The 13,829-nt window shown below is 59.0% G+C and carries 11 protein-coding genes; 5 read left to right on the plus strand and 6 right to left on the minus strand.

What is annotated here, in order from left to right; all coding sequences use genetic code 11:
• Positions 1-2 precede the first annotated feature (2 nt).
• Entirely contained in the window at positions 3-1,079 is a 1,077-nt protein-coding gene (locus ACR3EH_RS05480) for a DUF2235 domain-containing protein (RefSeq protein WP_171094082.1), read from the minus strand.
• On the minus strand, positions 1,057-3,348 hold the full coding sequence (locus ACR3EH_RS05485) for a xanthine dehydrogenase family protein molybdopterin-binding subunit (RefSeq protein WP_171186798.1): 2,292 nt from the start codon (positions 3,346-3,348) through the stop codon (positions 1,057-1,059). Before ACR3EH_RS05485 ends, ACR3EH_RS05480 begins: the two co-directional genes overlap by 23 nt.
• 112 nt (positions 3,349-3,460) lie before the next feature.
• On the opposite strand from ACR3EH_RS05485, the gene ACR3EH_RS05490 reads away from it, so the two are divergent.
• The 4 genes from ACR3EH_RS05490 (at position 3,461) to ACR3EH_RS05505 (ending at position 9,108) form a co-directional block, all read left to right on the plus strand.
• Entirely contained in the window at positions 3,461-4,189 is a 729-nt protein-coding gene (locus ACR3EH_RS05490; protein ID WP_171676058.1) for a dienelactone hydrolase family protein, read from the plus strand.
• 79 nt (positions 4,190-4,268) lie between these two features.
• The gene (locus tag ACR3EH_RS05495) at positions 4,269-7,430 is read left to right on the plus strand and encodes a valine--tRNA ligase (protein WP_171186807.1); all 3,162 of its coding nucleotides are present in this window, start codon (positions 4,269-4,271) and stop codon (positions 7,428-7,430) included.
• Positions 7,431-7,572: 142 nt separating this feature from the next.
• Positions 7,573-8,736, plus strand: a complete 1,164-nt coding sequence (locus ACR3EH_RS05500; RefSeq protein WP_253746538.1) for a benzoate/H(+) symporter BenE family transporter — start codon at positions 7,573-7,575, stop codon at positions 8,734-8,736.
• A gap of 39 nt (positions 8,737-8,775) precedes the next feature.
• Positions 8,776-9,108, plus strand: coding sequence for a DnaJ family domain-containing protein (locus tag ACR3EH_RS05505; protein ID WP_171186809.1), 333 nt, complete (start codon positions 8,776-8,778; stop codon positions 9,106-9,108).
• Here the strand turns inward: ACR3EH_RS05505 and ACR3EH_RS05510 are convergent.
• The 3 genes from ACR3EH_RS05510 to ACR3EH_RS05520 form a co-directional block, all read right to left on the minus strand.
• The gene (locus ACR3EH_RS05510) at positions 9,105-9,479 is read right to left on the minus strand and encodes a VOC family protein (RefSeq protein ID WP_171186810.1); all 375 of its coding nucleotides are present in this window, start codon (positions 9,477-9,479) and stop codon (positions 9,105-9,107) included. The two genes, ACR3EH_RS05505 and ACR3EH_RS05510, sit on opposite strands and share 4 nt — an antisense overlap.
• The gene (locus ACR3EH_RS05515) at positions 9,476-10,258 is read right to left on the minus strand and encodes a crotonase/enoyl-CoA hydratase family protein (RefSeq protein ID WP_171186812.1); all 783 of its coding nucleotides are present in this window, start codon (positions 10,256-10,258) and stop codon (positions 9,476-9,478) included. Before ACR3EH_RS05515 ends, ACR3EH_RS05510 begins: the two co-directional genes overlap by 4 nt.
• A 66-nt stretch (positions 10,259-10,324) precedes the next feature.
• Positions 10,325-11,395, minus strand: a complete 1,071-nt coding sequence (locus ACR3EH_RS05520) for an SMP-30/gluconolactonase/LRE family protein (RefSeq protein WP_171186814.1) — start codon at positions 11,393-11,395, stop codon at positions 10,325-10,327.
• Positions 11,396-11,481: 86 nt separating this feature from the next.
• Between ACR3EH_RS05520 and ACR3EH_RS05525 the strand changes: the two genes are divergently transcribed.
• Positions 11,482-12,597: a pyridoxal phosphate-dependent aminotransferase gene (locus tag ACR3EH_RS05525; protein ID WP_171186815.1), complete on the plus strand. Its 1,116-nt coding sequence runs from the start codon at positions 11,482-11,484 to the stop codon at positions 12,595-12,597.
• Positions 12,598-12,600: 3 nt separating this feature from the next.
• On the opposite strand, the gene ACR3EH_RS05530 is transcribed toward ACR3EH_RS05525, so the two are convergent.
• Complete coding sequence (locus ACR3EH_RS05530; RefSeq protein ID WP_171647538.1) at positions 12,601-13,809, minus strand: pyridoxal-phosphate-dependent aminotransferase family protein; 1,209 nt, start codon at positions 13,807-13,809, stop codon at positions 12,601-12,603.
• Between the last annotated feature and the right edge of the window lie 20 nt (positions 13,810-13,829).

A 13,829-nucleotide genomic window follows, 5' to 3' on the forward strand; every position in this document is an offset into this window, starting at 1 on the left:
CTCTACTGCGCGGGATGTGACGGCAGGTTCGGCATCGCCACCCAACCGGGCAATTCGTCAGGTGAAACCGAGACGTGCAGACGCTCGGATTGATCGCGGCCTACTTTGCGGTGTTTGCGCAGCAGGAAAATCTTGCCCCAGCCGCGCCACGTCCCAACCGAACGCGCGTGCGGATCGGTGGGGAAGCGGTCACGCCAGCCTTCAGGTAACGGCAATCCGTGCATCTCGGCCTTGTCCAGCATCCAAATCAAGGAAATGTTGCTGAGCGGCCGTGCCTCTTCATACCCGTTCAACTGCCCGCCGATGTCACCATGTGTGCCCCGGAACCAGACTTGTTCCACATGCCCTTTGAATTCGGGCGTGCATTTCCACAGAACCGGATCGAACACCTCGCGCGTCTCGTCCAATGCCATCGCGTGATAGCCGTGGCGGGTCGAGGGGCCCAACTGATGGTTGTGGAAGGCGTGGCGTTCTTCGGCCCAGCGCCACAACAGCGGCAGTCGCAGGCCCAACGCCTTGACGGTGTCCCAGACCCCGATCATCTCGATCTCAACCTCGTCGTGACAAAACTTGCGGCGGAAATCGCGCGCGGCGGTGCCGCTGGGATTGCATTCATAGTGGCGATAGGCTTGCTGGATGTTGCGCTCGGTCGCGTGTTCGGCCTTGAGCAAGCCGATCATGTCGATCACTCCGGCCAGACTGCGCACGCCGTACGCCCCACGCGAATAGCCAATGAAATAAATCCGATCCCCGGGTTTGTAGCGTGAGGCAAGATAGCCATAGGCACGGCGGATCTGGCGATTGATACCCCGCCCCATCATCACATCCAGCGAGGACTTCCAGCTCTCCCACTGCACGCCCGCCTCATAAAACACCGAAACCTTGCTGCCCATCTCGCAACACAGGCGCAAGGTTTGCCCTGCATGGGTCTCGAACCCCGGTTCGAGCGTCGACATGGTACCGTCAAGGATGATGACATGGCTGAGCGGTTCGCGGTGAAGAACCTCGGCAGAATGTTCGGACCGCAAAGGCCGTCCGAGCCATCCAAGAACCTTTCTACTCAGCCGCGACAGATTCATGCGTCAGCAATTCCCATACTCTTTGAGGTGTGAAAGGCATATCCGCCTGCCGCACCCCGTGATCCCAAAGCGCATCCTGAACCGCGTTTGCCACTGCGGCCAGCGCGCCCACTGTACCGGCCTCGCCGCACCCTTTCATGCCCATCGGGTTCGAGGTTGACGGAACCGGCACCGAGGTAAACTTAATCATGGGTATGTCGGCTGCACGGGGCAAGGCGTAATCCATAAACGAAGCCGTGAGCAGTTGCCCGTGTGCATCGTGCACAACATGCTCGCTCAGCGCCTGTCCGATGCCTTGCACCACCCCGCCGTGCACCTGCCCTTCGGCCAGCATCGGGTTGATAAGGTTGCCAAAATCATCAACAACCGTATAGCGATCAACCCACGTTTCCCCGGTGTAAGAATCGATCACGACTTCGGCAACATGCGCGCCGTTGGGATAGCTGCGGGCATCCAGGTTGGCACGCGCTTCATGCTGTAGCAAATCCATACGTCCATCGATGCGCGCCATCTCGGCCGCTTCGGTCAGGGTCGGCGTCAGGTTGGACCCCGGCGCGCGGAATGTCTCGTGGTCAAAACTCACATCGTTTTCCTCGACCCCCATCTTATCGGCCAGATAAGGCGTGAATGCGGCGATCATCTTGTCAATCGTGGCGAGCGTTGCCGTGCTTTGCACCGTGACCGAGCGTGATCCGCCCGTGCCGCCGCCATGGCCAAGCCTATCAGTGTCGCCTTGAATGACAGTGATCTTGTCCATGGGAATACCGGTCTGGTCTGACAAGAAATGGGCGTAAACCGTCTCATGCCCTTGCCCGTTCGACTGCGTGCCCACGTAAAGGTTCACTCTGCCATCCTCGCAAAACTCGACCTTTGAGTTCTCGGAAGGATCACCCAAAATACTTTCGATATAGTAACAAAGGCCCCGCCCCCGGATCAGGCCGCGCTCGGCATCTGCCGTTTTGCGGGCCTCAAAGCCGATGGTCTGGCTGGCTGCGCGACTGAGGATCATGTCGAAATCGCCAACATCATAGGTTTCGCCAGTGGCCGAGGTGTAAGGAAAATCGTTGGGGCGGATAAAGTTCTTGCGCCGCAGCTCCCACGGATCAACCCCCAGCTCGCGTGCTGCACGGTCCATCGCGCGTTCCAGCACATAGATCGCTTCGGGGCGGCCTGCACCGCGGTACGCATCGACTTGCGTCGTGTTTGTGTAAAACCCCTCGACCCGCAGATAGGTGGTTTGCACGTCATAAACACCCATCAGCACCTTGCTGAACAGGCTTGTCTGAATTGCCTGCCCGAAATGGCTGTTATAGGCACCAAGATTGACCTCGCTGTGGACACGGTAGGCCGTGATCTTGTGATCAGCATCAAAGGCCAGTTCAGCCAACGAGTGCAGATCGCGGCCATGGTGATCGGACAGCATCGCCTCGGACCGGTCCGACATCCAGTGCACCGGTTGGCCCAGCTTTATCGCAGCGACAGCGACGCAGAAATATTCGGGATATGGCATCACTTTCATGCCGAAGCCGCCGCCCACATCCGGCGTGGTGACCCGGATATCCTCAGCATCAAGCTTCAGCTTTTGAACCAGTTGCGCCTTCATCGCCCAGACGCCCTGCCCGCCATAAGAAAAATGCAGACGACCTTCGAACCAGTCGGCCTGACATCCGCGCGGTTCCAGCGAGCTGATGATGACCCGGTTGTCCTGCACGTTCAGCGACACGGTATGAGCTGCGTCCTGAAAAGCGGCCTCGGTGGCGGCTTCGTCACCCAGCCCCCAATCAAAGGCCCGATTGTCGGGGGCTTCTGGGTGCAGAATCTCACCGCCTGCCTTCACGTCCAGCTTGGCAGGGCGTTCTTCCGTGTCCATCCAGATCAACTCGACCGCGTCCTGCGCCTGTGCCAGCGTGTCCGCGATAACAACCGCCACCGGCTCGCCGACAAAGCGCACGCGGTCCTTGGCCAGCATGTGCCGCTCCGGAGCCGCAGCCTTCGATCCATCGCGGTTTTGTAAAACGGCGGCGTTTAGCACCGTGTCGATGCCCGAAGCTGCCAGATCATCCAACGTCATCACCAGTCGCACACCTTCGGCAGAGCGCGCATCCTCAAGATCTAAACTTGTAATTTCCCCATGGGCAACCTGGCTGCGGAAGAAGGCAGCAAACAGCGCATTTTCAGGCACGGCATCATCCATGTAACGCCCCTGCCCAGTCAGGAACCGCTGATCTTCGGTCCGTTTGACGGGCTGGCTCTTGCCGAATTTTTCCATGGGCGGTCCTCCTTATGGATCTTGCGGCCGAGCCTAGCCCGTGCCCCGACGATGTCCAGCGGGGCTCACGGAAATTCGTTTGTGCCTGCCAGATGTTGGAGTAGGTTTGGTCATGACCTGGACCCACGACATCGTTTTTCCTTTTTCCGCTCCGCTAACTGGCGGTCAGAGCGTGACACATGACGTCTATGTCGGCGGAGAGGGGCCACCGATCCTGATCCTTCAGGAATTGCCCGGAATCGGACCAGAGACTTTGGCGCTGGCAGTAAAGCTGAACGCATCCGGTTTTCGTGTCTACCTGCCACATCTTTTCGGCACTTACGGCAAGGTCGAGATGGCCAAAAACACCGCCCGTCTATTTTGCGTTCGGAAAGAGTTCAACATCTTCGCCAGAGGCAAACAAAGCCCTATCGCAGGGTGGATGCGCGCCCTGACCCACGAGATCAAGCAGCGCGAAAGTAGCGCCGGTGTAGGTGTCATCGGCATGTGCCTGACAGGCAGTTTTGCCCTGACTTTGATGGCCGAAGACGCCGTTGTCGGCGGGGTCGCCAGCCAACCTGCATTGCCAGTTTTAGGTGGCAAGCATCTGCACATGAGCGCGCAGGATATCGGCGCAGCATCGGCAGGAATGGCCGCGAAGGGGCCCGGGCTGGCAATGCGGTATTCCGAAGACAAACTGGCACCTAACAAACTGATGCAAGCGTTGGAGCGGGCTTTCGGCGATCTGTTGGAGACAGTGGAATATCCCGGCAAGGATCACTCGCTGCTGACGCTGGATTTCCACGAACCTGCCTATCAACGCGTGGACGCCTATTTCAAAGCCCGCTTTGGCATGAGCTAAGCGCGCAAGGCCTTCCCCTTCCTGCCTCCATTCGCTATTGCAGGCGCTGACCCGAATTTGTTGACGCAGGACGCACCCCATGGCGATGGAAAAGACATTCAACGCGGCCGAGGCCGAGGCCCGCATCTATGAAGCCTGGGAACAGGCCGGAGCCTTCAAGGCAGGCGCGAACAAATCGCGCGACGAAAGCTTTACCATCATGATCCCGCCGCCCAACGTCACGGGCGCGTTGCATGTGGGCCACGCTTTCAACAACACGTTGCAGGACATCCAGATCCGCTGGCACCGAATGCGCGGGTTCGACACGCTCTGGCAGCCCGGTCAGGACCACGCGGGCATCGCCACGCAGATGCAGGTCGAGAAGATGCTGGCCGCCACGCAACAGCCGGGTCGGAGCGAGTTGGGCCGTGAGAAGTTCCTGGAGAAAGTCTGGGAATGGAAAGGCGAGTATGGCGGTACAATCATCGAACAACTGAAACGCCTGGGCTCCTCCTGCGACTGGTCGCGCAACGCCTTCACCATGGCCGGTGCAGCTGGTGATCCTCGCACGGGGCATGAGAACTCGGCCAATTTCCATGACGCCGTGATCAAGGTCTTCGTCGATATGTACGAAAAAGGTCTGATCTATCGTGGCAAGCGTCTGGTCAACTGGGACCCGCATTTCGAGACCGCGATCTCGGACCTTGAGGTCGAGAATATCGAGGTCGCCGGGCATATGTGGCACTTCAAGTACCCCTTGGCCGGCGGTGAGACATATGAGTATTTGGAAAAAGATGAAGATGGGAATGTGATCTTCCGCGAGGAGCGGGATTATATTTCCATTGCCACGACTCGCCCCGAAACCATGCTGGGCGACGGCGCAGTTGCGGTCCATCCCTCGGACGAGCGTTACGCGCCAATCATTGGGAAACTTTGCGAAATCCCGGTTGGTCCGAAAGAGCATCGCCGTCAAATCCCGATCATCACCGATGACTACCCGGATCCCGATTTCGGCTCAGGCGCAGTGAAGATCACAGGCGCGCATGACTTCAACGACAATATGGTCGCCAAGCGTGGCGGCATTCCAATGTACCGCCTGATGGACACCAAAGGCGCGATGCGGGCCGATGGTGCCCCTTACGCCGACGAGGCCGACAAGGCGCAGGAATACGCACGTGGCAAAGAGTTCACCGAAAACGAGATCGATGCGATCAACCTGATCCCCGATCACCTGCGTGGACTCGACCGATTCGAGGCGCGCGCGAAAGTGGTTGAAGAGATCACCGCCGACGGTCTGGCCGTGATGACCCGCGCCGATGACGCGCGTCTGGGCTCAACCGCTTTGAAGCCCGATCACGAAGGTGCCGACAAGATGGTGCCGCTGGTCGAGAGCAAGCCAATCATGCAACCCTTCGGTGACCGCTCGAAGGTTGTCATTGAGCCGATGTTCACCGACCAGTGGTTCGTCGACGCCGAAAAGGTCGTCGGCCCCGCGCTGGATGTGGTCAAGGACGGCACGGTCAAGATCATTCCCGAGTCGGGCGAGAAGACCTATTACCACTGGCTGGAAAACATCGAGCCCTGGTGCATCTCGCGCCAGCTGTGGTGGGGGCATCAGATTCCGGTTTGGTATGGCCTTGATCTCTCGGCTGAGAACTTCAAGGACGACGAAAATGACGGCGACCTTGATCTGGTCGAACTGGGCCGTTTGTTGAACGAAGGTGGAATGCTGCACCGTGGCAACGTCATGGAATGCGCTGCGAGCCTTGAGGCTGTGACGGAGAAATTCCTCGACGACAACGCAAACATTCCAAGTCCACTGAGCCACGCGACGGTTATCGAAGTCGCTGACAAGCAGGAAGCCATCCATCAGTTTGCGGAAAGCCTGGCTCAATATGCCGTCGAACAGGATCCAACCAAGCTGGTCTACCCTGTTTGGCGCGACCCCGACGTCCTCGACACATGGTTCTCCTCCGGCCTCTGGCCCATCGGCACGCTGGGCTGGCCCGAACAGACCGAGGAGCTGGAGCGTTACTTCCCCACGGACGTTCTGATCACCGGCTTCGACATCCTGTTCTTCTGGGTCGCCCGGATGATGATGATGCAACTGGCCGTGGTCGATCAGATCCCGTTCCACACCGTTTACCTGCACCAGCTCGTCCGCGACGAGAAGGGCAAGAAGATGTCTAAGACCACCGGCAACGTAATCGACCCGCTGGAGATCGTGGACGAATTCGGCGCCGACGCGCTGCGATTCACCAACGCCTCGATGGCGGCGATTGGCGGCGTGCTGAAACTGTCCCGCGAGCGCATCACCGGCTACCGCAACTTCGGCACCAAACTATGGAACGCCGTCCGCTTTGCCGAGATGAACGAGGTCTTCACCGACACCGTTCCGCAACTGGACGTGGCCGACCTGAAACCCAATGCTGCAGTGAACCGCTGGATCATCGGCGAAACCGCCCGCGTTCGCGAAGAGGTGGACGCGGCATTGGAAAGCTATCGCTTCAATGACGCAGCCAACGGGCTTTACGCCTTTGTCTGGGGCAAGGTCTGCGATTGGTACGTGGAACTGTCCAAACCACTGCTGCAAGGCGACGATGCCGAAGCGCAAGCCGAGACCCGCGCCACCATGCGCTGGGTTTTGGATCAATGCATGGTCTTGCTTCACCCAATCATGCCCTTCATCACCGAAGAGCTATGGGGCCTGACCGGCACGCGACCCAAGATGGTCGTCCACGCCGACTGGCCCACCTACGCCGCTGCCGACCTGATCGACGCTGACGCGGATCGTGAAATGAACTGGGTAATCTCGGTGATCGAAAACACCCGTTCGGCCCGTGCGCAGATGCGGGTGCCGGCTGGCCTCTACGTACCAATGCTGGTGACCGAGATCGACACCAACGGCCAAGCCGCCTGGGACCGCAACGAGGCGCTGATCAAGCGCCTGGCGAGGATCGACAGTCTGACATCGGCGGATGAGCTGCCCAAAGGCACCATCTCCATCGCCGCCCCCGGAGCCTCCTTTGGCCTGCCGCTCGCCGACATCATCGACATCGGCGCTGAAAAGGAACGGCTTGAGAAAGCCAAGGGCAAATTGGCCAAAGAGTTGGGCGGCCTGCGCGGGCGCTTGAACAACCCCAAATTCGTGGCCTCGGCCCCGGAAGAGGTGGTCGAAGAAGCCAAAGCCAACCTCGCCGCCCGCGAAGAAGAAGAGGCGAAGCTGAACGAGGCGCTCGCCCGCCTCGCTGAGATTGCCTGACTTTCATCTTTTCAAAAATACTCAAGTCCCAACCCCTGCGCCCATACCGACGCAGGGGTTTTTCTTTACCCTCAAAGCTTTCCCCTTGTTCGCCCCACCTGCCAGTTGTTAGCAATCAAGCAAAACAACGCCCGAGGCTCTGATGGCGCAGCCCTTTCCCCCGATGCAAACCGTCTCGACCGGACTGGTCGTGGCTGTCGTTGGGTTCTTCAGCTCGTTCCCCATTGTCCTGCAAGGGCTCGCCGCCATGGGCGCATCCAAGGCCGAAGCCGCCTCGGGTCTAATGAGCGCCGCCATCGCCATGGGGCTGGCCGCGATCTTTCTCAGCTTGCGTTACAGGCAGCCGATCAGCGTGGCCTGGTCCACCCCCGGCGCGGCGCTGCTGGCCGTTTCCGCCACCCCGGTCGAGGGCTTCTCGGGCGCGATCGGAGCATTCCTCTGCGCCGGCGCGTTGACGGTTTTGGCCGGACTCTGGAAACCGCTCGGCCGTTTGGCTGCTGCAATCCCGACGACGCTGGCCCAAGCCATGTTGGGGGGCGTTCTACTACCGCTGTGTATCGTCCCCTTCAAGGCCGCGGTCGAACTGCCTTGGCAAGCTCTGCCTGTCATCCTGACATGGTTTTTTGCCGGGCGCTTCAACAAGCTATTCGCCGTGCCCGCTGCCGTTGTGGCCGCCGCACTGGTCGTCGTATTCAGCGCCGACGGTACATCAGTACGACCCGAGAGTTACCTGGCTGCTCCGGTCTGGACAATGCCCACATTCTCGCTGGCCTCTGCCATCGGCATTGGCTTGCCCTTATTTGTCGTGACAATGGCCACCCAGAATATACCGGGCATCGCGGTCATGCGCAGTTTTGGCTACACGCCCGAACCGGGCAAGCTGTTCTCGTCAGTGGGTGGCGCAAGCCTGTTGTCCGCCCCATTCGGGGCACCCGCCACCTGTCTTGCAGCCATTACGGCCGCCATGTGCTCCAACGAAGACAGCCACCCGGATCGCACCTTACGCTATTGGTCAGCGATCATGGCGGGGGTGTTTTATTGCCTGTTTGGTATTTTCGCCGTAGCGATTACCGGATTTGCCGCCCATGCCGACCCGTTGTTGATGGGGACGCTGACCGGTGTCGCTTTGATCGGCGTGATGGCCAACGCCACCTTCGCCGCGCTGGAAGTTCCTGCAGAGCGCGAAGCAGCCATCCTGACCTTTGCAATCACAGCTTCGGGCATCACTGCGTTTGGTTTCGGCGCGGCTGTTTGGGGTCTGCTGGCGGGCGGGGTCGCCTACCTGATCTCGCAACGGATCAGATAGATGGTTTTTCTGACACTCCAGATCGCCTAAACTGAACCCATGTTTGGAGCATTGGCAAAACTGGTCGAACGCCAGATCAAGAAGGCTCAGTCCGAAGGCCAATTACAGGGGTTGGAGGGTGAAGGCGAACCGCTGCCTGACAGGTCATCAGAAGCGATGACTGATCCGGCCATCGCCGCAGGTCACCGGATCATGGCGCAAGCCGGTGTTTTACCGGAAGAGTTCCACATCAAGAAACAGCTCGAAACAGCGCGGCAGACCTATGCCGACCTGAATGACCCGACCAAGCGCAAAGCCGCGATGGCCCGCATTGCCGATTTGGAGATGCGCTACAATATGGCCCGCGACGCACGCCGGGCCTTTATGCGTTAGCACTTGTTCAGGAAAGCGCGGCTCGAGACGGAAACAGAGTTTTTGGAGGGGTCTTTGGTATTTGCAAACTGATACCCGTCGGCCTGATGAATCGGCCCAAATACCAAGCCGCGCTCAGCTGCCTGAGCGCAGAACTCTGCAACATCCGGTACGTCAAAAACCAGCTTCACAGCGGCTTGCCCCTCCCGGGTACCTTTGACCGCCGGATGCAGAAGAAGATGCACGCCATTTGATTTTGGAACCAGTTCAACAATTCGATCACCCGGGTTCCGCTGAACAACATAGCCAAAGTGGGTTTCGTAGAAGGTCACCATTTGGTCCATTCGTTTGGTGTACAGCACCAACCGGCTGATCGCGGGAAAAGCGGTCATTTGAACTCGGGCTTGCGGCCCTGCATCTGCGCCATCACAACCTCCATCTGGTCGGGCTTGCCGATCAGTTCCACCTGCTCGGCGGATTCCGCCATCAGAACATCAGTGCGCCCCTGCGTTTCGGCGACTTCGATTAAACGCTTCGCAGCGCGGATGGCCGAGGGGCTTTGACCGGCGATATTCTCGGCAAGGGCCAGTGCTTCGGTCAACGGATCATCGGAAAGCTGCGTGACCAGACCCCAATCCGCCGCTTGCTGCGCACCAATTGGACGCGCGGTGTAGGTCAACAACCGAAGCACATCCGAACGGACCAAGCGCGGCAACAAAACCATGCCGCCCATATCCGGAATGATACCCCATTTCATCTCCATCACAGCCAGTTTGGTCTCGGGATGCGCAATCCGAATGTCCGCGCCCAGCGCAATTTGAAGCCCGCCCCCGTAAGCCACACCTTGCAAGGCGCAAATCACCGGCACCGGGACACGGCGCCAGATAAGGGCCAGTTCCTGCATCTCGTTGGCGTCTTCGTGGCTGCGGGTCATCAGCCATTCAGTTGGGTCCATGTGGGCCATCTTCGCAAAGCTGGCCATGTCCAGCCCTGCGCAAAAGCTTTTTCCTTCCCCGGACAAGACCACGGCGCGCGCATCCGAGGCCGCAACCTCTTTCCCGGCTGACAACAGCGCTTTGATCATCGCGTCATCCAGCGCGTTCATCTTGTCGCCTCGTGTCAGCGTGACATGGGCAACATGATCTTGGTAAGTGACGGATACACGTGACATAGGCGGCCTCTCGAAGTTCCAGTGTTGCAAACATGCCCGCCCCGGCGGCCGAATACCACCACGACGTCAGGGCAGATCGCTGATAGGCATCCGCCCAAACCATGGGGAATCGAGGGTCATGACATAGAACTGATCGTCCACGATCTTGCCCCCGGTTGTGATACCCAAGCGGCCCTGCGGGTCCTGTAACGTGCGTAGAATTGCGCCCTCGCCATCGAATTGCACGACCATACCTCGATGAATTGGTGCCGGTCGAACCGCCGGACCCAACCGCCAGATCACCTTCCGCAGGAACGGGTAAGGCATCAGCGCTTCGGACGGTACGCGCGGGCTGGCAAAGGCCAACCAATAAGTGCCATCTCCCTGCGCCTCGATATTGTCGGGATACCCAGGCAGGTTTTCCATCAGAATCTCTTGTTGTCCGGCCTTGGAACCGGTCAGCCAAAGCTTATGCACCCGTGCGCGACCCGTTTCTGCGATCAACAGAAAGTCCTCATCAGGTGAAAGGGCGACACCGTTGGTATAGACGAACCCCTCGGCGATCTTCTCGGTCGTGCCATCCGGTGCGCGACGCGCGACATAGCCTGTGTCGGACTGTTCCCAGATGGTCAGGACCGAGGTGGGTTTGGTCCCCCCCATGGTTTCCGGGTCGAAGCGGTCTGTTGAATTGGAAAAATAGATCGTGCCATCCTGCGCCACGTCCAGTTGGTTGGCATAGATCACTGGCGCACCGTCGACGTCAGCAACGACAGTTTCCAAGGTGCCCTGCCCGGTCCATCGCATCACACCGCGAAAACTGTCAGCAATATAAAGTGCGCCATCCGGCCCGGCCTTAAGGCCAAGAGGTCGCCCACCCAGACGATCAACCTCGACAGGCTCAGCTCCATCAACGCGGTAAAGTATGCCTGACAGGCTTGTCGTATACACCGTACCATCAGACATAACGGCGATGTCTTCGGGGCCAACCTCTTCTCCGGGCAAGCGGACAAGCTGCGCGGCGTCCAGCGCTGTATTTTCCGCGAAATCCCCAGAGAATCCAGCGTCCTCCGGAAACTCGACGGCGACGGGTGCAACCGGTACAGGCCAGAACAGAAGATAAGCGACACCCAGAAGAAAAACCGCGAAAAGAATGCGCATTTGCGTTCCCTTGTTAAAGTCCGCCACAGCGCGACTAACCGCGTTGTGAGCTTGCTCAATAAGCGGGCTTGAGGTTATCTGCCCACATGACCGGACCTCGATACACACCGCTTGCCCAATCCCTGCCCGCCACCGTGCCCTTTGTCGGCCCCGAAACGCAAGAGCGGCAACGGGGTGCGCCGTTCGCGGCACGTCTTGGGGCAAATGAAAGCGTGTTTGGCCCTTCACCACAGGCTATCGAGGCCATGGCGCAGGCCGCATCTGAAATCTGGATGTATGGCGACCCCGAAAACCATGACCTGCGCAATGCATTGGCAGATCATCATGGTGTGATGCCAGAGAATATCGTTGTGGGCGAAGGGATTGACGGGCTTTTGGGGTATCTGGTGCGTCTGATCATAGGTCCCGGAGACGCGGTGGTGACCTCAGACGGGGCCTATCCGACCTTTAACTATCACGTGGCCGGGTTCGGCGGCGATCTGCACAAAGTATCTTACACCGGGGATCACGAGGATCCAGGTGCCCTGTTTGCCAAAGCAACCGAGGTCGGCGCCAGGCTGGTTTATTTGGCCAACCCAGACAACCCAATGGGCAGTTGGCACTCGGGCGCAGAGATCGTGACAGCATTGGATGCCATGCCAGAAGACTGCCTGTTGGTTCTGGATGAGGCCTACGTGGAATGCGCCCCTGATGGGACCGCTGCGCCTGTTGATATAGATGACCCCCGAGTGATCAGGATGCGAACCTTTTCAAAAGTTTACGGTTTGGCAGGCGCACGGGTTGGCTATGCGTTGGGAGCGCCGGATCTGATCGCCGCCTTCAACAAGGTGCGTAACCATTTCGGCATGAACCGCGCCGCGCAAGCCGGTGCCTTGGCGGCGCTGCAGGATCAAGCCTGGTTGTCGCACATTCAGGCCCGGATCACGGAAGCACGAGATCGTATCGCTGCAATAGCGCGCGAGAACGGGTTGGAGCCCCTGCCTTCAGCGACCAACTTTGTCGCGATTGACTGCGGGCGGGATGGAGACTTTGCGAAAGCGGTTTTGGACTCTTTGGTTGCGCAGGGGATTTTTGTGCGGATGCCGTTTGCTGCACCTCAGAACAGGTGCATACGGGTCAGTTGTGGAGAGGCCGCGGATTTGGATGCATTTGCCGCAGCCCTGCCAAAAGCGCTTGCCGAAGCGCAGGAACGCGTCGGCTGAAATTTAATCGCTTGGCTCAGTTTGTGTCGCAAGCGTCGTTGCGGCGGCCTCAAGCGCTCCTGCGCCTCGGGGGATGTCCAGCGCAGCCATTGCGGTTTCCATGCCCCCCAGCATCGCCATGATCATTTGCCCGTTCACATGCCCCATGTGGCCGAGACGGAAACAGCCGTCGTAGTCCTCCATCCCCAAACCGATACCAAGCGTCAAACCCAATTGGTTTTCGGTGTAGGCGCGCAAAGGGGTACCCCTGCCGTCACTCAGGCGCAAAGACGTGACGGCACGGCTGCGGTGGGCACGGTCGGTAACGTTGAGATGCAAAGCCCCGCCTTGCGCCCAAGTTTCGCACGCGGCCCAGATCGCTTTGGCCAGATGTTCATGCCGGGCCCAAACGTGTTCGATCCCCTCGGCATGGATCAGATCCAGCGCGGCGCGCAATCCATAAAGATGATGCGTCGGCGCTGTGCCATTGAAATACTGGTAGAAAAGGTCTGGGTTTGCGCGCGGCTGCCAGTCCCAATACTGCGACACGCGCGGCATTGTGGCCCGCTTGGCCTGAGCTTTTTCGTTAAAGAAAACAAACCCCAAACCGGCTGGAGTCATCAGACCCTTTTGGCAGGCACTGACCGTTACGTCTACGCCCCAGTCATCCATCTCAAACCGGTCGCATCCCAAAGAGGCAATACAATCAGCCATCAGCAATGCCGGGTGACCGAGATCATCCAGAAGTCGGCGAAGCGTGGGGATGTCGTTGCGGATCGAGCTGGACGTGTCCACATGAACCGCTAGCACGGCTTTGATCTGATGGTCTTTATCCGAGCGCAACGCGTCGTCGATTTGATCGAAATCCCACGCTGAGGCGGTTCCAAAGTCGAGCAGTTGAACCTTGGCCCCCACCCCTTCAGCCATTTCAGCCCATCCGTGGGTGAATCGACCAGATGCCGGGGCAAGCACCGTTTCACCCGGCGCGATCACATTGGAAAGTGCTGCTTCCCAAGTACCGTGACCGTTGGCAATGTAGATTGCCACATTATGTCGTGTCCGTGCGATGCGCTTTAGATCAGTGATCAGCGCGGGCATCATCTCGACCAGTTCACCGTCATAAATATTTGGCGACGGGCGGTGCATGGCTTGTAATACGGCGTCGGGCATGACCGACGGGCCGGGAATGGCCAAATACTCGCGCCCTTGCACGAGCGAAATTTGGTTTGTCATAAGATCAACCTGTCTGAATT

Source organism: Ruegeria sp. BG7, assembly GCF_056535685.1.